A 19707-nucleotide genomic window follows, 5' to 3' on the forward strand; every position below is an offset into this window, starting at 1 on the left:
GTTCGGACGCTACCCGCGGGTGGCACTCAGTGCCGTGTGCTCATCGCCGCTCCAGCGAGCCCCGCAGCAGGGCGGCCTGCCCAGCGTGCTGCAGGTCGTCGGTGATCACGCTGACCAGCCGGACGCCGAGGGTGACCGGCGGGTCCCAGCGCTCGTCCACCACCCGGTCCAGGTCGGCGGGGGAGAGGCCGCGGACGAACTCGGCGGTGCGGGCGTGCACGTCGGCGTGGTGGTCGACGAGCAGCTGCGGGTCGGTGATGTGCGTGCGGGCGACGTCCTCGCTGCTGAACCCGTAGCCGATGGCGCCGGCGTCGAAGGGCAGCGCGAACCGGTCGGCCCAGCCGTTGGCCGTGTAGGCCTGCTCGACGCCGGCGACCTCGGAGACGTGGTCGTCCTGCACCCGGGTGAGGTGCCAGACCAGCCAGGCGATCGTGTTGGCCTCCGGGTCGACCCGGGCGGTGAGCAGCTCGGGGTCGATGCCGTCGAGGGCGCCGCGCACGGCCTCCTCGACGTTGTCGAACGCGGTCAGCAGCAGGTCGGTGGCATCCATGCGCGGCGGGCTACCCGAGCCCCGGCGCGGTCACTCGTCGGTCGGCTCGCTGGCCTGCTCGAGCTCCTCGACCTGCTCGGGGGTGGCCTGCTCCAGCGCGATGTCGCGGGGCTCGGGCAGGTCGTCGTCCATCGGGGTGGTCATGGCACCACCCTGACCCGGGACGGGTGCCCACGCTAGGTTGCCTGGACCCGTCCGCGCTGGCAGGAGACCCGTGTTCATCTTGTTCTCGCGCTTCACCCGTGTGGTGCAGGCGCGGCTGCACGGCTGGCGGCTGCCGCTGGCCGTGCTGGTCTTCGTCTTCCTGACCAGCTGGCCGGCGATGGCGCTGGTGGAGCCCGCCGGCAGCGATCTGGCCGCGCCGGGCAACTACTGGTGGTACTTCGTCGTCACCTCCGCGACGGTCGGCTACGGGGACTACTTCCCGGAGTCCGCCGCCGGCCACGTGGTCGGCGCGTACGTGATCATCGGTGGCATCGTCACGCTGACGTTGCTGTTCACCCGGCTGGCCGACTACCTGCAGTCGGTCCGCAGCAGGCGCCTGAAGGGTGTGGGAACGCTGGAGCTGACCGACCACGTCGTCGTCCTGGGGTACTTCCCGGGCCGGACCGAGCGGATGCTGGCCGAGCTCGCCGCGGAAGGGCGCAGCCGGGTCGCGCTGTGCGCCTGGGAGGACGTGCCGGAGGACCCGGTGCCCGAGCAGACCGAGGTGTCCTTCGTCCGCGGCGACCTCAGCCACGCCGACGTGATGACCCGGGCCAACGTGGCCGCGGCCCGGTCGGTGGTGATCGACGGGCGGGACGACAACGAGACGCTGGCGATCGCGGTCGCCGTCCACCACGCGGCCCCCGGGGTGCACAAGGTGGCGGCGCTGCGCGACCTCGACCGCCGGGACAACCTGCGCTACGTCGACCCCGGGATCGCCTGCGTGCAGTGGCACATGCCCTTCCTGATCACCGAGGAGGCGCTGGACCCCGGGCTCACCGACGTCTACGGCGACCTGATGAGCAGCCACGGGCACGGGAACACCTACTCGCTCCAGCTGCCCGCCGGGCACCCGTTCCGCACGTTCGGCGACTGCCAGACGCGCTTCGGCGAGGCGTTCGGGGCCACGGTCCTGGCACTCCGCGGGCCGGACGGGCTGACGGTCAGCCCGGCCTGGACCACGCCGGTGCCCGAGGGGACGACGCTGTACTACGTGGGCCGCGCCCGGATCCAACCGCGCGAGGTGCTGGCCTCCCGCTGAGTCCGGTCAGTCGGGCAGGAGCGTGCTCAGCATCCGGGCGGTCATCTCCACCAGCGGCAGGTGCCGGGCCAGCGTGCGGGGCTGCGCGCGGGAGGAGACCCCGCACAGCGTGCCGAAGACCTCGCCGGTCCGGGTGATCAGCGGGACGCCGAGGTAGGCGGCGACCCGCACCGGGAGTCCGGTCTGCAGGTCGGCGTAGGCCGGGGTCGCCGCGGCGACCGTGGCCACCCGCGGGCCCAGGCCGCTGACCATCGGGCGGCAGAAGCTGCGCTCCCAGGGCACCTCCGTGCCGCGCGGCATGAGGCCCTGCGGATGGGAGTGCAGCACCACCTGCATCGGCTCCTCGACGTGGGTCACCATCCACACGTCCAGCCCCACGGTGCGGTGCAGGAAGGCGACGGAGGCACGGGCCGCCGCCGTCCAGTCCTCGAAGGGGACGACGTCGTCCACGACGAGCGGGAACATGACCGCGATGATCCTCGCTGTCGGTCGCGGGTCAATGCTCCCGGCCGCTCGGGATCCGGTACGGCGGCGTCCTTCCCCATGGTGATCACGTGAGCGCTGGCTGTGAACGGGGCGTGCGGTACACAGGACGGGTGCCTCCCGAGCAGCCGACGACGGCCGACCAGCTCCACCGCCCCGGTCCGCTGCGCTGGCTCTGGTACGCCCTCGGCGGCGGGCTCCCCGCCCGGCACCGCAGCTGGGTGCTGCACGACACGACCACCGGCACCTGGGCGTACCGGCACGTGGCCCGCGCCGCCGTGCAGATGAGCATCCCGATCGCGCTGGTGCTGCTGCTGGTGCCCGGCCCGTTCTGGATCCGCGGCATGACCGCCCTCGGCGGGGTGCTGTTGGGGCTGATCTTCTCCACCGCCTACATGACCGAGACCACCGAGAACCGGGTGCGCAAGGCCGGCTACCCGGCCGGGACGGCGCAGGCGGTGCGGGACGAGGCGCAGCTGGGCCGGCAGGCCGCCGAGACGGCGAAGCGGCGGGCGGCCGCGGAGAAGCGCGCGGCCCGGTACCGCGAACGCCAGGGCCGCTGAGTCACCGCGGGTCGAAGAGCGAGACCCGGTCCGGCTGCGCGGTGAACGGGTTGGCCCACTCCGAAGCGGTGCCGGTGATCGGCTGGGCGTCGGTGACCACGACGAACGGCGTGCCTGGGTAGATCGCCAGCACCCGGGTGGGGGAGGAGAGCTCCTCGGTGCGCTCGATCAGCTCACCGCGGCGCAGCTGCTGCGTCGTCCGGCGGCCGCGCAGCTCCTCACCGACCGCGGCGACCCACTCGGCGCCGTCCTGGGGAAAGGCGATCCACCGCACGCGCTCCCCGGGCGGCGCCGGTTCGCAGCCGGCGAACTCGGCCAGCGCGTCGTAGAGGCGTTCGGCCTGCTCGTCGTCGTCGGCGCGCGGGAGGAAGAAGGCCACCATGCCCGCCATCCTCGCCGGTGGTGCTGACGGTTCAGCCCAGCCGGCGGCGGAGCAGCTCGTCCTCCTTGCGCAGCACGACCGCCATCAGCTCACGGACGGCGCCCTCCGCCTGCCGGCCGATCAGCGGGGCGTCGACCGTGACGTCGCCGGTGACCGTCGACCGGGTGCCGTCGCCGTCGGGGACGAGGCGCCGCTCCCCGGTCACCCGCACCTGGCGGCCGAAGACCTCGCTCGTCACGTCCAGGTCGCTGCGGTGACCGCCGGCGCCGTCCGGGGTCCAATCGCTGCGCTCGGTGACCGACACCGAGTCGCCGACGAAGCGGGCGAACACCGGCGGGATGCCGGTGGTGGGCGCCGACAGGCGGGTGGTCGTGGTCGCGCCCGACGTGCTCGCCTCCTGCACCTGCGCGCCGAGCGCCGCGGCTCGGTCGCGGAGGAACTGCTCGTCGGTGAGCAGGGCGAGGACGGCGTCCGGGGTCGCGGGGTAGGTGTTCGAGATGTCGATGGCCACAGCCCCATCCTCTGCCGAGGAGGAACGGCCCGCCCGCGCGGATGCACAGCGACGCGATCACCTGGCCCGCCCGCTGCGGCGAGGCCGACGACGCACCGTCGAGGAGCCGAGACCCGGGGCGGCCTCTGCTCCGGAGGTCAGTGGCGGCGGGCCAGTTCGTCGTCCCGGGGCGGGCACTTCCACTCGATGAGGAGGAGCGAGGCGTCGTCGCTGGTGCGTCCGCCGCGGGCGTCCATCAGGGCGTGGCTGAGCCGTCGGATGGTCTCCGCGGGGCTGAGTTCGTCCGCCGAGGCGTTCTCGATCAGCTCGCGCAGCCGCCCCTCCCCGAACTGGCGGCCGTCGTCGAGGCGTTCCTCGACGACACCGTCGGTGAAGAAGAGCACCCGGTCCCCGGGTTCCAACTGGGTGGTCTGGAGGCGGGCCCTGCCCTCACCGAACCCGACCGGCCGGGTGATGGGTCCGGTGAGCTCGGCGATGACCGTGCTGTCGCGGACCAGGAGGGCGGCCGGGTGTCCGGCATTGACCCACGTGAGCTGCCCGGTGACCGAGTCCAGCTCAGCCAGCTGCGCGGTGGCGAACCGCCCGGGGAACATCGTGCCCAGGACGTCGTCCATGTGCGTGTAGATGTCGGCCAGGGAGTTGTCGGAGCGACGGCCGTGCCGGTAGGCGGCCACGATCATGGTGGCCATCATGGCGGCCTCCAGGCCGTGGCCCATGGCGTCGAAGACCGCCAGGTGCAGGACGTGGTCGTTGAGCGCGTAGTCGAAGCTGTCCCCGCCGACGTCGTAGGCCGGTTCCAGGATGCCGGCCAGGGCGATGTCGGGGGTGGTCATCACCAGCGGGGGGAGCGTCTGCCACTGCAGGTGTGCCGGCAGGCTCATCGGCTGTGCGGTGCGCACCCGGGCGAAGGTATCGGTGTAGCCGGACTTGGTGACGACCAGATCCGCGGCGAGTCCGGCGATGCGCTGGGCGAGTCGCCGGTCGTTGTCGTCGACCTCGGGCAGCGTCAGGGCGAGCACCCCGACCCGGTCGGAGCCATCGAGCATCGGGACGTACATCCGGGTGGAGCCGTCGGGCTGTTCCTGCTCCTGCCGTGCGTCGGTCCGGAACGCCAGGCCGGCCCAGCTGGCGTCGATCGGGACCGCTTCACCGCTCAGCCCCGGGCCGGCCAGTGGCTGCATCGTGTTGTGGTCGTAGTCCTGCAGGTAGATGCTCACGTCGCTCCCACCGATCGACTCGAGCTCCTGGGCGATCAGCTGCCCGACCAGCCGCGGGGGCATGAGGTGCGCCCGGTCCAGCAACGACCCGAGGATGCGCTCGCCCAGGCTCTCCGTGCGTGACCGTTCGCGGGCATCGGCGAACCCCGCACCGCGGCTGCCGTCCGCTGCGCTGTCGGGGCCGAGGTCGGCCTGCTGCTCGTCGTGCGGCGCCGCGTGCTGGGTCATGTATCTCCTACGCAGTCGAGCCGTGCAGTGCGACGCCGTGGTGGTCTGCCTGCACGGCCTGCAGCGGTGTGAGACGTGCCGGTCGCGGCACGACCCAGCCGGTGCTGGTGTCGTTGCGATCGAGCCTAGCAACGGCGGAAGGACCCTCCGGCGGACGAGAACGACTCCCGGCTGGTGTCACTGCAGGCAGCGCCGGAGAACGACGAGGCGAGTCTCGGCTCTGCCCACCGGAGCCGTTGCTGGGCGTGACAGGCTCGGCCGGTGCTCACGGAGATCGCCCTGCGACCGGCCAGGCCGGAGGAGGCGCCGTTGCTCAGTGAGCTGGCGCTGCGCAGCAAGGGCCACTGGGGCTACCCGCCCGACTTCCTGGCCGCCTGCCGGGCCGAGCTCACCGTCGAGCCCGCCGACTGCGACGGCGTCACGGTCCGCCTCGCCGAGCGCGACGGTCGTCTGCTCGGGTTCTCTCGAGTCGTCTCCACCGACGACCCGGTGCGCGGCGAGCTGGCCGACCTGTTCGTCGACCCGGGGTCCATCGGCACGGGTGTCGGCCGGCTGCTGCTGACCGACGCACTGGACGGTGCCCGGGCGCGCGGCTGGCTCAGCCTCGAACTGGACGCCGACCCGCACGCCGAGGCCTTCTACCGGCGCCTGGGGGCCGTACGGATCGGGGAGTCCGCGAGCACGGCCGTGCCGGACCGTTCGTTGCCCCGGATGTCGCTGGCCGTGCGCCTGGCGCACCACGTCGTCTGCGGCGCACTCGTCCGCGACGGGCGCGTGCTGCTGGCACACCGGGCGCCCGGCCGGCGCTGGTACCCCGACGTGTGGGACCTGCCCGGTGGCCACGTCGAGGACGGCGAGGACGAGCTCGACGCACTCCGCCGAGAGCTGTGGGAAGAGCTCGGTGTGACGGTCACCGAGCTGGAGACAGAGCCGGTCGCCCGGCTGACGGAGGACGGCGTCCAGCTCGGGATCTGGCACGTGCACGGCTGGTCGGGCCGGCCGGTGAACCGCAGTCCTGACGAACACGACGAACTTCGTTGGGTCTCCGCCGACGAGTTGCGACGGCTCGACCTGGCGGACGGCCGGTACGTCGGAGTCTTGACACAGCTGCTCGGTGCGGCCGCGCTCGAGGAGAGCGGCGCATCCGCGGGGCCAGTGACCATGCGATGAGGCCTGGTGGGGCGGGTGGGGCTCGAACCCACGACCCAGGGATTATGAGTCCCATGCTCTGACCGGCTGAGCTACCGCCCCAGGGCGATCACGCTAGCGGTCGACCTCAGTCGCCCAGCACGGTGCTGCCCAGCACGGCGCCATCGGCGTCCAGCGCCTCCACCGCCAGGTACGCCGGGTCGCCGTCCACCGGCAGTTGCGTCTCGAAGCCGTCGCGGGCGACGGGCTGCCCGGGCGTCGCGCTCGCCTCGTCGTCCCCGGTGACCAGTCGCCAGGACGCCACCTCGGTCGCCCCGTTCCAGCTGACGTGCACCGACCCGTCGGCCAGCACCGCGTCCGGCGGGTCGGCCGGGGCGCCGGTCCAGGGAGCCCGCGAGGCGCGGTAGTTGTCGCCGCTGCCCAGGGCGACGTCGTAGAGCAGGGTGCCGTCGGCGGTGAACTCCGAGTAGAACGGCCGCGAGCCCCAGCCGATCAGCACGTTCCCGTCCGGCAGTTGCTCGAGGTTGCCCTGGCTGCCGGCGAGCCGGTCGGGGTCCGGGGGCAGGTACTCGGTCACCAGCGTCGCCGTCCGGGTGGCCTCGTCCAGTGTCAGGCGCAGGCCACGTGAGGTCGGGCCGATGTCGGGCTCGGACTGGTTGTCGAACAGCGTCAGCGTGCCGTCGGCCTGACGCTGGGCGTCGTGCTGCCAGGCGAACTCGACACCCGCACCGAGGGAGAAGTCGCTGGCCTCGCCACCCAGCGTCCACTGGACCTCGCCGGTGGTGCGGTCGATGTCGTACACGGCCCAGGTGTTGCGCGCCGACACCAGCAGCGACCCGTCGGCGTCCTCGGCGACCGAGTTGACGTGGAAGTAGTCGAACGGCTGCTCCTCCGTGCCGCCGTCCTCCGGAAGCTCGCTCTTGGTCTCCTCCAGCGGCACGTGGTCCAGCGACCGCCAGGTGAGCAGCACCTCGCCGGTGGCGACGTCCACCTCCTGGACGACGCCCTCCCACACCCAGCCGTCCGCCGGCCCGCCGACCGGGGTGAGGTCGGCCGGCTCCTTGACGTAGGCGGTGATCAGCGCGGTGCCCGCCGGGGTGAGCCGGCCCTCGTGGAAGTCGGCCTGTCCCGGATCGATGTCCCCGCCGGTCGTGATGGTGGCGATCTCCCGGTAGGAGTCGTCGACGACGACGAACTCGCCGGCGCCCAGGCCGACGCTCGGGCTGGTGCCCCGCCACCAGGTCAGCACTGGCTCGCCGTCGAGCTCCTGCACCCGGACGTCGTAGACCCGGCCCTCGGTCGGGCGCACCCAGATCGGCTCGCCGGCGTCGTCCACGAGCAGCGCACCGGTGAGCGGTGCGTCCTCACCCTTCGGTCCCAGGACGACGACCGTGCCGTCCGGCGTCCGGGGCGACACCGACCACGTGACGTCCAGGTCGGGCGGCGTGAGGTCGGGCCGGCTCAGGTAGGTCAGGCCCTCGACCGGGGGTGGTGCGGCCGCCTCGTCCGCGCTGCCGCAACCGGTCATCAGGGCGCCCAGGCAGGCTAGGGTCAGCAGGCCGACCAGCCGGCCGCGAGGACGTCGCATGGTCGGGAGCTTCTCACCGGACGGCGCAGCGGGCATCCGGGCGACACGGTGGACGATCGTCGGCAGAATCGTCCACGTGTCGCGGCGGTTAGCGCTCTGACCTGCTAGATCATCCGCCTCGTTGGACGCATCCCGTCACATCCGTCTCATCTGCACCGACTCGGGCTGGCGCGATCGGGTCACGATCCGGCAAACTCTTGCTCGGTTGCTCTGAGAGCCGCCGAGGTACGACCGCAGCATCGCGCGACAGGTCCGTTGGGGAAGACGAACCAGTCGAGTCGATGGAGGTGCGCCGTGCAGCGACGGTCAACCCAGGGTGTCGTCTTCGTGCATGCGTGCCCGAAGGCGCTCTGCCAGCATGTCGAATGGGCGCTCGAGCGCGTCGTCGGCGCGCCGGTGTCTTTGTCGTGGGCCGAACAGCCCGTGACGCACGGGTCCTACCGTGCCGAGGTCGCCTGGACGGGCGCGCCCGGCACCGGGGCCAAGCTCGTCGCTGCCCTCAAGCAGTGGCCGATGCTGCGCTTCGAGGTCACCGAAGAGGCCAGCCACGGCAACGACGGCGAGCGCATGTCCTACGTGCCCGGCCACGGCGTGCACCGCTCGCCGGTCAGCGCCAACGGCGACCTGATCATCACCGAGCAGCAGCTGCGCCACCTCGCGGCCACCGCCAGCTCGGTCGAGGCCTTCCGGCACGGGGTCGACCAGCTCCTGGGCGCCGCCTGGGACGCCGACCTCGAGGCCTACCGCCACGCCGGCGACGCCACCCCCGTCACCTGGCTGCACCAGGTCGTCTGACGTAGGACCCCGCTGTCTCGCAGCGGGGCCGGTGTCCCTCACGCTGCTGAGGACGCCCCGCGAACGACACGGCCCGGCACCCTCACGGGGGTTCCGGGCCGCAGGCGTGGCCGCATGATCGGACTGTGTCTCCAAGACGCGCGGCTGACAGGTGGGCGATCCTGGTGGGGTCACGCTCATGTCCGAGATCAGTGATCGCCGCTGGGCCTTGATCGAGTCGTTGATGCCGTCGGCGAACGGCCGAGCGATGCTGTACCGGGCTCACCGTCAGGTCGTCGAGGGCGTGTTGTACCGCTGCGGGATGGCCTGGTGAACCTCTGCAAGCGGTTCGAGCCGCTGGGAGATGATGACCGGATGCCCAGTGTCTGGGTGTCAGACACTGGGCATCCGGTTGAGCGCTGATCGATGTCATGGACGGAGGGGGCGAGCTCCGCCCTCCAGCTCCGGTGAGCTCAGCGGGGTGGGTAGCGCACCTGGTCCCTGTGGTGGGAGATCTCCCTCATCCCACGGCCTCCGACCCGGGCGGGGGATCGCAGTCGCTCAGCTGTGGATGAAGTCCGGGCTGCTGGTGGTCCCCGACAGATCTCCCTGGGAGGTCTTCACCCAGGTGCATGGGCTGTTGTAGTGCCCCTTCTCCCAGTGGATCTGGTAGCCGTAGCTGCCCATCTCGACCCAACCCTGGCCCGTCCCCGGGACGGTCCAGCTGTAGCCAGCGGTGGTCGTGACGGCCTTGCTCAAGGCGACCGACACTCCGACGGACGCGCTCACCTTCGAGAAGATGACACCGGCTTCGACCGATGCCGTGGTCTGCAGAGTGCCGGTGGTGGTGGTGGTCTGCCCCTTGGTGATGGTGATCGTGCCCCCACCCTGTCCGTAGGCGCGGTAGGCGCCCTTGGAGATGTGGATGCCCCTCTGGGTGGTCTGGGTCTGCGTTCCCGGCGCGGAGCACGCCTGGGTGGACATCGGGGCGGCCATGGCCGGTGTCGCCCCCCCGAGAACGATCGCGGCAGCTGCGCACAGCGCGGTCAGAGCGGACTTACCCTTGCGGCTCATCTCTTCCATCCTTTGTCGTGGTAATCACCTGGGAACTCCGTAGACAGTCACGAAGTATTCAATGCCGGCTGGAATGTCCGTCGTCAGTTCGGTGGGGACGGCTGTCTTCTCGATGGGAGGTGTCTCATAACTGACGACAGCGCCGCCGCTGCAGTCATCCGCGCCGGTGTAAGCCCCGGGGACCGCATTTTCATCAATGAGTTGCACTCGATATCTCGCTGGCTCCGCACACGTCAGAGAGAGGATCAGCGTTCCGGAGTTCGACGTCTCTTCTGGCAGTGTCAGGCTGGCCGGACCTGTCAACTTCTCGTTGACCAGGAGCTCGGCCCCCGCCAGATGAGGCGGGGCTTTGTCCGGGTTCTCTTCCCAGTAGTCAACCGGGTTGATCAACGGAGCCGAGGAGGTGGTCGGGTCGTTCCCCGTGTCGGTGGTCGGTTCCCCCCCGGGGTTGGAGGGGGGCGTGGCTGACGGAGATCCGTTCTCCGACGGATCTGCTTGCACGGCCGCTTCCCCCGTGCAGGCGACAAGGAGACAGCCGCCGGCGAATGCGAGAACCGTGGTCGCGGCCACTTGCCGCATTGCATTCATGGTCAACCCACCTTCATTGCAGAATGCGGCGCCGGCTGAGTCGGCGAACTCGTGATGCGGCGTCGGGCTGCGTCAGAGCATTGCATGAGGGAGGGTGGGTGGCCAGCACTTGTGGCGAGTCTTTTCGCGTCGGCACAGATGGGCCGGACAATCTCTCTCAGTCTTGAATGACCGGGTCATACGCCACCGCATTGGGATCGTTTTCAAGGCCCTCGCCCTGCGGAATTCCTTGACAGGACACAGTCCAAGCTGATAACAGGCTGTAGCTCGCCGATCACAAATCGTATTACCCGGGCGTCGGCGACGAAGGGGTGCCGCAGGCTGCCCGGGGCCACCGGGGACGGCAGTTCCCGGAGCCCGGCACAGCCGGCCCAGGTGCCGGCGAGCGTGGCGCTCTCGGCGCCGCCCCGTGCCGTCTGAGGCGAGGGAGGTCGACCCGATCGGCTGGACCAGGTCGTGCGACGCAGGACCCCGCTGCTCTCGCGGCGGGACCGGGACCGACGTCCCGCGCGCTGCTGAGGACGCCCCGCAAATGACAACGGCCCGGCACCTCCGCGAGGTGCCGGGCCGCTGTCGTGCTCGTCGGACTACAGCGGGATGTTGCCGTGCGCCCCGCGCCCGGACGGCGCCTCGGCCAGCGCCGCCACCAGCCGGCGCTTGGTCTGCGCGGGGTCCACGACGTCGTCGACGACGCCGATCTCCCGCGCCCGGTTGACCCCACCGGCGATCAGCTCGTGCTCGGCGGCCAGCTGGGCGTGCAGCGCCTCGCGCTCCCCGGGCGGGGCGGCGGCGAGCTTCTTGCGGTGCAGGATGCCGACCGCGGCCTTCGCGCCCATGACGGCGACCTCGGCACCCGGCCAGGCGAACACCGCGGTCGCGCCCAGCGAGCGGGCGTTCATCGCGATGTAGGCGCCGCCGTAGGACTTGCGGGTCACCAGCGTCACCCGCGGCACCACCGCCTCGGCGAAGGCGTGCAGCAGCTTCGCGCCGCGGCGCACCACGCCGTCCCACTCCTGGCCGACGCCGGGCAGGTAGCCGGGGACGTCGACCAGCACGACCAGCGGCACCCCGAAGGCGTCGCACATCCGCACGAACCGGGCCGCCTTCTCCGCCGAGGCGGAGTCCAGGCAGCCGCCCAGCCGCAGCGGGTTGTTCGCGATGACCCCGACGGTGCGCCCGGCCAGCCGGCCCAGCGTGGTGACCACGTTGGGGGCGAACCGCGGGTGCAGCTCCAGCCCCGGCCCGTCCAGCAGCGAGGCCACCACGGGCTTGACGTCGTAGGCCCGGTTGCGCTGCTCGGGCAGCAGCGCCATCAGGTCGACGGCCGGCTCGTCGGCGGCCGGGGCGAACGTGCCCTGGGCGGCCAGCAGGTCGACCGCGGTGCGCGCGGTCTCCAGCGCCTCGGCTTCGGTGTCGGTGACCACGTGCACGACGCCGGAGCGCCGTCCGTGGGTGTCCGGGCCACCGAGCTGCTCCTGGTCCACGACCTCGCCGGTCACCGAGCGGACGACGTCCGGGCCGGTGACGAAGACCCGCCCGGCCGGCCCCATGACCACCAGGTCGGTGAGCGCCGGGCCGTAGGCGGCGCCACCGGCGGCCGCGCCGAGCACGACGGAGACCTGCGGCACCCGCCCGGAGGCCCGCACCATGGCGGCGAACACCTCACCGACCGCGTGCAGGGCGGTGACGCCCTCGGCCAGCCGGGCACCGCCGGAGTGCCAGATGCCGACGACCGGCACCCGCTCGCGCAGTGCGGTGTCGATGGCGTCGACGATGTGCCGGCAGCCGTCGACGCCCATCGCGCCGCCCATGATCGTGGCGTCGGTGCAGTAGGCGATCGTGGGCGAGCCGGCCACGGTGCCGCGGGCGGCCAGCACACCTGAGGTGTCCCGGGCCGCCAGCGTCTGCATCGAGCCGGGGTCGAAGAACCGGGCCAGCCGGTCCTCGGGGTCGCGGGGGTCGACGGTGGTGGCCGGCGCCGGTGCGGCGTGCACGGTGGTCATGAGCAGCTCCTCAGAGCGTTCGAGCGGTGCCGGCCCCGTTGCAGGGGCCCGCCGCGAGCCTGCGAGTGATGGGGGGCAACGGGGTCCTTCATCAGACCGTCGTGAAGACCAGGGCCATGTTGTGGCCGCCGAAGCCGAACGAGTCGTTCAGCGCCGCGGAGAAGGTCGCCTTCCGCGGCTCGCGGCGGACGATGTCCAGCGCATGGACGGCCGGGTTGTCGTCCAGGTCGTCGAGGTTCGCCGTGGCCGGCACGATCTGGTCGCGCAGCGCCAGGATCGCGAACACCGACTCCAGGGCCCCGGCGGCGCCGAGCAGGTGGCCGGTCTGGCTCTTCGTGGCCGTGACCAGGGTGTGGTCGCCGATCGCGTCCCGGATGGCGGTGGCCTCGGCGGTGTCGCCCAGCGGCGTCGACGTGGCGTGCGCGTTGACGTGGCCGATGTCGGCGGGGGTCAGCCCGGCGTCCCGGATGGCGGCGCCGATCGCCCGGGCGGCGCCCTCGCCCTCCGGGTGCGGCGCGACGAGGTCGTAGCCGTCGGAGGTGCCGGCCGCGCCGGCGAGGCGGGCGTAGATCGTGGCGCCGCGGGCCTGGGCGGCGTCGGCGCGCTCCAGCACCAGCGCCGCGGCGCCCTCGCCGAGCACGAAGCCGTCGCGGCCCTTGTCGAACGGGCGGGAGGCGCGCTCGGGCTCGTCGTTGCGGGTGCTCATCGCGCGCATCGCGGCGAACCCGGCCATCGGCAGCGGGTGCACGCAGGCCTCGGTGCCACCGACCACGACCATGTCGGCGCGGCCCAGGCGCAGCAGGTCCAGGCCCCAGCGGATGGCCTCGGCGCCGGAGGCACAGGCGCTGACCGGGGCGTGCACGCCGGCGCGGGCGCCGACGGCCAGCCCGACCGCGGCGGCCGGACCGTTGGGCATGAGCATCGGGATGGTGAAGGGGGAGACCCGCTTGGGGCCCTTCTCCTCCAGGATGTCGTCCTGGCCGAGCAGGGTGAGCGCGCCGCCGATGCCGGTGCCGAAGACGACGGCGATCCGCTCGGGGGCGACACCGGAGTCGGCCCCGGCCGCGTCGCGCCAGGCCTCCTCGGCGGCGACGACGGCGACCTGCTGGCTGCGGTCGAGGCGCCGGGTGCGGACCCGGTCGAGGGTCTCGGCCGGCTCGCTGGTGAGCCGGGCGACGAGCTGGGCGGGGAACTCCTTGACCCAGTCGTCGGTGAGGCGGCTCACCCCGGACCGGCCGGCCAGCAGTGCCTCCCAGGTGGAGGCCACGTCACCACCGAGGGGCGTGGTGGCGCCGAGCCCGGTGACGACGACGTCGGCTGTGGGCGTGCTCATGGGACGTTCCTTCCTGGGACTGTCTGGCCGGACGGCCTGGTGCGGTGCTTCGGCCACCCTTCAGGGGCCCGCGCCGAGCCTGCGAGGCGTGGGGGGAAGGGTGGTCCTCCTACTGGTTCTTCTCGATGTAGGACATGGCGTCGCCGACGGTCTTGATGTTGGCGAGCTCGTCGTCCGGGATCGCGACGCCGAACTTGTCCTCGACGGCGGTGGCGATCTCGACCATCGACAGCGAGTCGACGTCGAGGTCCTCGGTGAAGGACTTCTCCGGGGTGGCGTCGGCGGGGGTGACGCCGGCGACCTCCTCCAGGATCTCGGCGAGACCGGCCTGGATGTCTGCGGTGCTGGGCACGCGGGGTCCTCTCTCTGGCTGGTGGCGGCGGCCCGGGTGCGGTCCGCCGTCGTCGTCCGGGACGGGTGTCCCGGCAGTTGGTGTGCCCCTCAGGGCAGCCGGATCACCTGACCGGCGAAGGTGAGCCCGGCGCCGTAGCCGAGTACCAGGGCCAGGTCGCCGGACTTGGCCTCGCCGGACTCCATCAGCGCGGTCAGCGCCAGCGGGACGGAGGCGGCCGAGGTGTTGCCCGACTGCACGATGTCGCGGGCGATCGCGGTGTCGGGACCGAAGCCGAGCTTCTTGGTCATCGACTCGACGATGCGCAGGTTGGCCTGGTGCGGGGCGAAGACGTCGATGTCGGCGGCGGTGACGCCGGCCTTCGCCATCGCCTCCTCCAGCGTGGCGGTGAGCTTGGTGGTGGCCCAGCGGTAGACCGCCTGGCCGGCCATCGTCATCGTGGAGCGACCGGCGGCGATCTCGATGGCGCTGTACTGGTCGCCGTCCGAGCCCCAGGCGACCGGGCCGATGCCGGGCTCGTCGGACGCGCCGATCACGGCGGCCCCCGCCCCGTCGGCGAAGATCACCGCGGTGCCGCGGTCGGTCTGGTCGGTGACGTCGGTCAGCCGCTCGACCCCGACCACCAGCGCGTTGCGCGAGGAGCCGCTGCGGATGGCGTCGTTGGCCACGCCGAGGGCGTAGCAGAACCCGGCGCAACCGGCGTTCAGGTCGAAGGCGCCCGGCCGGGGGATGCCGAGGCGGTGCGCCACCTGCGGGCCGATGCCCGGGATGGGGGCCTGGAGGCTGGCGCTGGCCAGGATCACCAGGTCGACCTCGTCGGGGGCCAGGCCGCTGGCCGCGAGCGCCTTGCCGCCGGCGGCGACGGCCATCTCGACGAGGGTCTCGTCCTCGGAGGCCCAGCGGCGCTCGGCGATGCCGACCCGGCTCTGGATCCACTCGTCGTTGGTGTCCATCACCTGGGCGAGCTCGTCGTTGGTGACCCGGCGGCGCGGGCGATAGGCGCCCAGGCCGAGGATCCGCGCGCCGGGCGTGCCTTCCTGCAGCTCGATCGTGCTCACTGGGACACCTCCGGGTAGAGACGGGCGATCGGGTCCCCGGCGTCGACCAGGTCCCCCTCGTGCACCAGCCACTCGGCGAGGACGCCGTCGTAGCCGGCCGAGACGTTGACCTCTTCGCGCCGGCTGCGGATGGACCCCAGCGGGCTGCCGGCGGGCAACCGGGTGCCCTCGGCGACGTCGGCCGGGCTGACGGTGCCGCGCACCGGGGAGACCACCACCCGCCAGTCGGGGGAGTGCTCGGCCTCCGCGCGGCCGCGCTCGGCGGCGATGAGCTCGCGGGCGCGGTCCAGCTCGGCCGGGCCGGTCAGGGCCAGCACCTCGATGCCGGCGCCCTTCCACTCCCGCTTGGCCAGGCCGGCCAGCGCGCCGGCCGGCGGCAGCTCGAGGACGGCGGTGACGCCCAGGTCCCGCAGGGTGGCCAGGCACGCGTCGAAGCGCACCGGGCTGGTCACCTGGCTGACCAGCCGGGAGACGACCTCGGCACCGCTGCTGACGGCCGCGCCGTCGGCGTTGGACAGCAGCAGCCGGCTCGGGTCGGCCGGGCGCAGACCGCCGACCAGCGCCTCGAGCTCCTCGCGGGCGCTGGCCATGTACCGGGTGTGGAAGGCGCCGGCCACCGACAGCGGCATGATCCGGGCCTTCGCGGGCGGGTCGGCCTTGAGCGCGGCCAGGCCGTCCAGCGAGCCTGCGGCCACGATCTGGCCGCCGCCGTTGCGGTTGGCCGGCACCAGGCCGTGCCGCTCGATCGCGGCCAGCACCTCGGCCTCGTCGCCGCCCAGGACGGCGGACATGCCGGTCGGCGTCTGGGCGCAGGAGCGGGCCATCGCCCGGCCGCGGACCGCGGTCAGCGCGATCGCCGCCTCGACGGAGAGGACGCCGGCCAGCGCGGCCGCGGTCAGCTCGCCGACGCTGTGCCCGGTGATGACGACGTCCCGGCCGGCGTGCGGGGAGTGGACCACCGGGCCGGGCATGCCGCCCAGCTCGCGGGCGATGAACAGGCTCATCGCGACGACCAGCGGCTGGGTCACCGCGGTGTCCTTGATGGCCTCGGCGTCGCCGGTGGTGCCCAGGGTCAGCAGGTCGGCGTCGGCGATCGCCCCGGCCCAGCGGAAGAACGACTCCGCTCCGGGCAGGTCGAGCCAATCGGTGAGCATCCCGGGCTTCTGAGCACCCTGTCCGGGGGCGAGTACGGCCAGCACCCGTTCACCGTGCCAGCAACGTGGGCTCGGCAGGGGTGGGATGCCCGACGAAGAACCACACCGGTGTCTTGGAGGATCCCTACAAGAGGGAGACGCGCAAGCCGGGTCGGGCCCGCGTGTCGGTGGGGGAGGGCACAACTCAGTGCCAGAGCGAGCGGTCACCCTCCAGCTGGGCCAGGGCCAGCGCGACCTGCAGCGTCCACGCCCCGCGCGGGTCGGTGGCGGAGTAGCCGGTGAGCTCGCCGGCCCGCTTCAGCCGGTACCGCACGGTGTTGGTGTGCACGAACAGCGCGCGGGCGGTGGCCTCCAGGTTGCCGCCGTTGCCGAGCACCGCGCGCACCGTCTCCAGCACCTCACCGCCGGCGCCCTGCAGTCGGAGCGCGACCCGTTCGGCCAGCGCGGTGCGGGCCAGCGGGTCGCCGTCCAGAGCGCGTTCGGGCAGCAGGTCCTCGGACTCGACCGGGCGGGGAGCGTCGGGCCAGGCGGGCGCGGCGCGCAGCCCGGCCAGCGCGGTGGCCGCGGACTCCCCGGCATGAGCGAGGGAGTCCACCCGCGGGCCGAGGACGACCGGCCCGGGGCCGAACTCGCGGCACACCCGGCTGGTGACCGCGGCGAGGTCGGTCGCGCCGCCGAGGACGACGACCAGCTCGTCGGCGTGCACCCCGACCAGCACCTCGCAGCCCAGTGACCGGGCCGCCCGGCGGACCGCGGCCCGGGAGTCCTCCGCCCCCGGCGGCGCCGAGCCGACCAGGACGGCGACCGGCTCGGTCTCCGTCCAGCCCAGCGCCGCCGCCCGGCCGGGGAGCTCGTCGGAGCGGTCACCGCGCACCAGGGCGTCGACGACCAGCGCCTCCAGCCGCGCGTCCCAGGCGCCGCGGTTCTCGGCGAAGCTGGCGTAGACGTGCGCCGCGGCGAAGGCGATCTCCCGGCTGAACTGCAGCACGGTGATCCGCAGCCGCTCGGCGTCCCCGGGCTCGGCGACCTGGTCGACCCGGTCCTCGACGACCTCCACGGTCACCTTGATCAGGTCGACCGAGCGCTTGAGCGGCACGGCGTGCATCAGCTCGCGGGGGGCGGCGCCGAACACCTCGCCGGTCAGCCGCGGCGGCCGGCCGGGGTTGCGGCACCACTCGACCAGGGAGGCGATGCCGGCCTGCGCGACGAGGGTGACCCAGGAGCGCTGGGCCGCCGGCATGGAGCGGAACCAGCTCAGCTCGTCGTCCATCCGGGCCACCGCCTGGGTGGCCAGCGCACCGGAAGCCCGCTCGAGCCGGCGCAGCGTCGCTTCCGAGGGGTGCGTGGCCCCCCGGGCTGCCGCTGCGTCCTCCACCGCTCCAGCGTGTCATGACGCCGGCGCGTCGGGGGTCGCGGCGCCGGGCGCACCGCCCGTCCGGGTACCTCCGCCGTCCCGGTGCGGGTGGCGTCGACCCGGCGGTCGGGCGGCATCGCACCCCCGGTCGGGCGGCATCGCGCCCCCGGTCGGGGACGATGGCCGCATGACCGGACTCGACTCCCGGGTGCTGCTGGACCCTGCCGACGGCTCGCTGGGCCCGCTGCTGCGGCTGGCCGACGACCGGCTGGACGGCGGCGCGGGGTACGGGCGGCACGCGCACGCCGCCGTCGACGTGGTCGCGGTCGTGCTGGCCGGGTCGCTGCGGCACGCCTGGGGCCGCGAGGCCGTGCTCGGCCCGGGGGACGTCGCGGTGCTGCGTGCCGGGCGGGGCCTGGAGCACGACGAGGTCGCGGGTGCCGACGGCGCGCACGTGCTGCAGACCTACCTGCGGTCGGCGGAGCCGGGTGCACAGCCGGCGCACGACGCGCTGCTGCGACCCCGCGGCTGGGTCGACCTGGGCCGCGCCGACGCCCGGCTGTGGGTCGGCTCCTCCGACGACGCCGACGACGTCCCGCCCGGCCTGCGGGTGGTGCTGCGGGACGGCGAGGTGACCGCCACGCCGGGGGAGGGGCCGGTGGCGGACGCCGCGACCGTGCTCGTCTGGCAGCTGGACGCCGCCCGCCCGGCGTGGGCCGAGTGACCCTTCCACGATCGTGAGCACTGCTACAGACTGAGCCGCATGCCCGCCGACGCATCCGTTGCCGCTGACCTGCTCGCCGCCGCCACCGCCGACGCCGCCTTCACCGTCGACCTGCGCCGCCGGCTGCACCGCCACCCCGAGATCGGGCTGCAGCTGCCCACCACCCAGGCGATGGTCCTGGAGGCGCTGGCCGACCTGCCGATCGAGGTCAGCACCGGCACCACCACCAGCTCGGTGGTCGGGGTGCTGCGCGGCGCCCGCCCCGGCCCGACCTACCTGCTGCGCGGGGACATGGACGCCCTGCCCGTGGCCGAGGACACCGGCCTGGACTTCGCCTCCGAGGTGCCCGGCGTGATGCACGCCTGCGGCCACGACACCCACGTCGCGATGCTCGCCGGCGCCGCCCGGCTGCTGTCCGCGCGCCGCGACTCCCTCGCCGGGCAGGTCGTGTTCATGTTCCAGCCCGGTGAGGAGGGCTTCCACGGCGCCCGGTTCATGCTCGAGGAAGGGCTGCTGGACGTCGTCCCGGAGGCTCCGGTCAGCGGCGCGTTCGCGCTGCACATCACCACGATGTTCCCCACCGGCACGATCAACGTGCGGCCCGGCCCGATGATGGCCTCGGCCGACCAGTTCCGGATCACCCTGCACGGCCGGGGCGGGCACGCCTCCACCCCGCACATGGCCGCCGACCCGGTGCCGGTCGCCGCGGAGGTCATCCTGGCGCTGCAGTCGATGGTGACCCGCCGCGTCGACGTCTTCGACCCCGCCGTCGTCACCGTCGGGCACCTGGAGGCCGGCCGGACCGACAACATCATCCCGGAGACCGCGCTGGTGCACGGCACGATCCGCACCCTGTCCGCGGAGCGCCGGGCCGACATGGTGGCCTCGGTGCAGCGGGTGGGGGAGCACGTCGCCGCCGCCCACGAGCTGCGGGGCGAGTTCGAGCGGGTCGAGGGCTACCCGGTCACCGTGAACGACGCCGGCGTCGCCGCGCAGGTCACCGCCACCGCCGCCGCACTGCTGGGCGAGGACGCCAGCGCCGTCATGGAGTGGCCGCTGATGGGCGCCGAGGACTTCTCCTACGTCCTGGAGCGGGTGCCCGGCGCGATGGCGTTCCTCGGCGCCTGCCCGCCCGACCTCGACCCGGCCACCGCGCCGGGCAACCACTCCAACCTGGTCGTCTTCGACGAGGCGTCCTTCCCGGCCGGCGTCGCGATGTACGCCCAGATGGCCCTCACCGCCCTCGCCGGCTGACCGGGCTCGCCCCCCCCGGCTGACCTGGGTCGACCCCCGCCTGACCTGGGTCGTCCTCGCCGGCTGACCGGGTCGACCCGCTCGGGTCGGGGTGGAGCCGCGGTCGCACGCGGCCCCACCCT

General features: G+C 73.2%; 21 protein-coding genes and 1 tRNA gene. 7 read left to right on the forward strand and 15 right to left on the reverse strand.

Annotated features, from left to right (window positions below):
- Nucleotides 1-40 precede the first annotated feature (40 nt).
- The gene (locus Q1A09_RS12505) at nucleotides 41-550 is read right to left on the reverse strand and encodes a mycothiol transferase (protein ID WP_299955370.1); all 510 of its coding nucleotides are present in this window, start codon (nucleotides 548-550) and stop codon (nucleotides 41-43) included.
- A gap of 214 nt (nucleotides 551-764) precedes the next feature.
- Between Q1A09_RS12505 and Q1A09_RS12510 the strand changes: the two genes are divergently transcribed.
- Nucleotides 765-1796 carry a potassium channel family protein gene (locus Q1A09_RS12510; RefSeq protein ID WP_299955371.1) on the forward strand — a complete coding sequence of 344 codons (1032 nt, stop codon included), beginning with the start codon at nucleotides 765-767 and terminating at the stop codon, nucleotides 1794-1796.
- Between the two features lie 6 nt (nucleotides 1797-1802).
- Here the strand turns inward: Q1A09_RS12510 and Q1A09_RS12515 are convergent, their stop codons facing one another.
- A complete protein-coding gene (locus Q1A09_RS12515; protein ID WP_299955372.1) occupies nucleotides 1803-2261 on the reverse strand; it encodes a GAF domain-containing protein in 459 nt (152 codons plus the stop codon).
- Between the two features lie 131 nt (nucleotides 2262-2392).
- Between Q1A09_RS12515 and Q1A09_RS12520 the strand changes: the two genes are divergently transcribed.
- The gene (locus Q1A09_RS12520) at nucleotides 2393-2842 is read left to right on the forward strand and encodes a DUF5313 family protein (protein ID WP_299955373.1); all 450 of its coding nucleotides are present in this window, start codon (nucleotides 2393-2395) and stop codon (nucleotides 2840-2842) included.
- A 1-nt stretch (nucleotide 2843) separates the two neighbouring features.
- Here Q1A09_RS12520 and Q1A09_RS12525 read toward each other — a convergent pair whose 3' ends face one another.
- The 3 genes from Q1A09_RS12525 to Q1A09_RS12535 form a co-directional block, all read right to left on the reverse strand.
- Complete coding sequence (locus Q1A09_RS12525; protein ID WP_299955374.1) at nucleotides 2844-3224, reverse strand: hypothetical protein; 381 nt, start codon at nucleotides 3222-3224, stop codon at nucleotides 2844-2846.
- A 31-nt stretch (nucleotides 3225-3255) separates the two neighbouring features.
- Nucleotides 3256-3735 carry a DUF2505 domain-containing protein gene (locus Q1A09_RS12530; RefSeq protein WP_299955375.1) on the reverse strand — a complete coding sequence of 160 codons (480 nt, stop codon included), beginning with the start codon at nucleotides 3733-3735 and terminating at the stop codon, nucleotides 3256-3258.
- A gap of 137 nt (nucleotides 3736-3872) precedes the next feature.
- Nucleotides 3873-5180, reverse strand: coding sequence for a PP2C family protein-serine/threonine phosphatase (locus Q1A09_RS12535; RefSeq protein WP_299955376.1), 1308 nt, complete (start codon nucleotides 5178-5180; stop codon nucleotides 3873-3875).
- A gap of 261 nt (nucleotides 5181-5441) precedes the next feature.
- Here Q1A09_RS12535 and Q1A09_RS12540 point away from each other — a divergent pair, with 261 nt between their 5' ends.
- A complete protein-coding gene (locus tag Q1A09_RS12540; protein ID WP_299955377.1) occupies nucleotides 5442-6350 on the forward strand; it encodes a GNAT family N-acetyltransferase in 909 nt (302 codons plus the stop codon).
- A gap of 4 nt (nucleotides 6351-6354) precedes the next feature.
- Here the strand turns inward: Q1A09_RS12540 and Q1A09_RS12545 are convergent.
- A tRNA-Ile gene (locus Q1A09_RS12545) sits at nucleotides 6355-6431 on the reverse strand.
- A gap of 25 nt (nucleotides 6432-6456) precedes the next feature.
- Nucleotides 6457-7917, reverse strand: coding sequence for an arylsulfotransferase family protein (locus Q1A09_RS12550; RefSeq protein ID WP_299955378.1), 1461 nt, complete (start codon nucleotides 7915-7917; stop codon nucleotides 6457-6459).
- Between the two features lie 327 nt (nucleotides 7918-8244).
- On the opposite strand from Q1A09_RS12550, the gene Q1A09_RS12555 reads away from it, so the two are divergent.
- Nucleotides 8245-8712 (forward strand): DUF3145 domain-containing protein, encoded by a 468-nt coding sequence (locus Q1A09_RS12555; protein WP_299955818.1) that lies wholly within the window; start codon nucleotides 8245-8247, stop codon nucleotides 8710-8712.
- A gap of 178 nt (nucleotides 8713-8890) precedes the next feature.
- Nucleotides 8891-9025 (forward strand): hypothetical protein, encoded by a 135-nt coding sequence (locus Q1A09_RS12560; protein WP_299955379.1) that lies wholly within the window; start codon nucleotides 8891-8893, stop codon nucleotides 9023-9025.
- Between the two features lie 227 nt (nucleotides 9026-9252).
- On the opposite strand, the gene Q1A09_RS12565 is transcribed toward Q1A09_RS12560, so the two are convergent.
- The 8 genes from Q1A09_RS12565 to Q1A09_RS12600 form a co-directional block, all read right to left on the reverse strand.
- Nucleotides 9253-9765 carry a hypothetical protein gene (locus Q1A09_RS12565; protein ID WP_299955380.1) on the reverse strand — a complete coding sequence of 171 codons (513 nt, stop codon included), beginning with the start codon at nucleotides 9763-9765 and terminating at the stop codon, nucleotides 9253-9255.
- A 24-nt stretch (nucleotides 9766-9789) separates the two neighbouring features.
- Entirely contained in the window at nucleotides 9790-10335 is a 546-nt protein-coding gene (locus Q1A09_RS12570) for a hypothetical protein (protein ID WP_299955382.1), read from the reverse strand.
- 605 nt (nucleotides 10336-10940) lie between these two features.
- Nucleotides 10941-12356, reverse strand: coding sequence for an acyl-CoA carboxylase subunit beta (locus Q1A09_RS12575; protein WP_299955384.1), 1416 nt, complete (start codon nucleotides 12354-12356; stop codon nucleotides 10941-10943).
- Between the two features lie 91 nt (nucleotides 12357-12447).
- Nucleotides 12448-13689, reverse strand: a complete 1242-nt coding sequence (locus Q1A09_RS12580) for a beta-ketoacyl synthase (RefSeq protein WP_299955386.1) — start codon at nucleotides 13687-13689, stop codon at nucleotides 12448-12450.
- Between the two features lie 109 nt (nucleotides 13690-13798).
- Nucleotides 13799-14041, reverse strand: a complete 243-nt coding sequence (locus Q1A09_RS12585) for an acyl carrier protein (RefSeq protein ID WP_299955388.1) — start codon at nucleotides 14039-14041, stop codon at nucleotides 13799-13801.
- 89 nt (nucleotides 14042-14130) lie between these two features.
- Nucleotides 14131-15099 (reverse strand): beta-ketoacyl-ACP synthase III, encoded by a 969-nt coding sequence (locus Q1A09_RS12590; RefSeq protein ID WP_299955390.1) that lies wholly within the window; start codon nucleotides 15097-15099, stop codon nucleotides 14131-14133.
- Nucleotides 15096-16298 carry an acyltransferase domain-containing protein gene (locus Q1A09_RS12595; RefSeq protein WP_299955392.1) on the reverse strand — a complete coding sequence of 401 codons (1203 nt, stop codon included), beginning with the start codon at nucleotides 16296-16298 and terminating at the stop codon, nucleotides 15096-15098. The genes Q1A09_RS12590 and Q1A09_RS12595 overlap by 4 nt, the downstream gene beginning before the upstream one ends.
- 139 nt (nucleotides 16299-16437) lie before the next feature.
- Nucleotides 16438-17628 carry a CdaR family transcriptional regulator gene (locus Q1A09_RS12600; protein ID WP_299955393.1) on the reverse strand — a complete coding sequence of 397 codons (1191 nt, stop codon included), beginning with the start codon at nucleotides 17626-17628 and terminating at the stop codon, nucleotides 16438-16440.
- Between the two features lie 166 nt (nucleotides 17629-17794).
- On the opposite strand from Q1A09_RS12600, the gene Q1A09_RS12605 reads away from it, so the two are divergent.
- Nucleotides 17795-18331: a pirin family protein gene (locus Q1A09_RS12605; RefSeq protein WP_299955395.1), complete on the forward strand. Its 537-nt coding sequence runs from the start codon at nucleotides 17795-17797 to the stop codon at nucleotides 18329-18331.
- Between the two features lie 39 nt (nucleotides 18332-18370).
- Nucleotides 18371-19585 (forward strand): M20 family metallopeptidase, encoded by a 1215-nt coding sequence (locus Q1A09_RS12610; RefSeq protein ID WP_299955397.1) that lies wholly within the window; start codon nucleotides 18371-18373, stop codon nucleotides 19583-19585.
- Nucleotides 19586-19707: the final 122 nt, after the last annotated feature.

Origin of the sequence: uncultured Modestobacter sp. (assembly GCF_947486615.1) — a bacterium.
GTDB lineage: Bacteria > Actinomycetota > Actinomycetes > Mycobacteriales > Geodermatophilaceae > Modestobacter.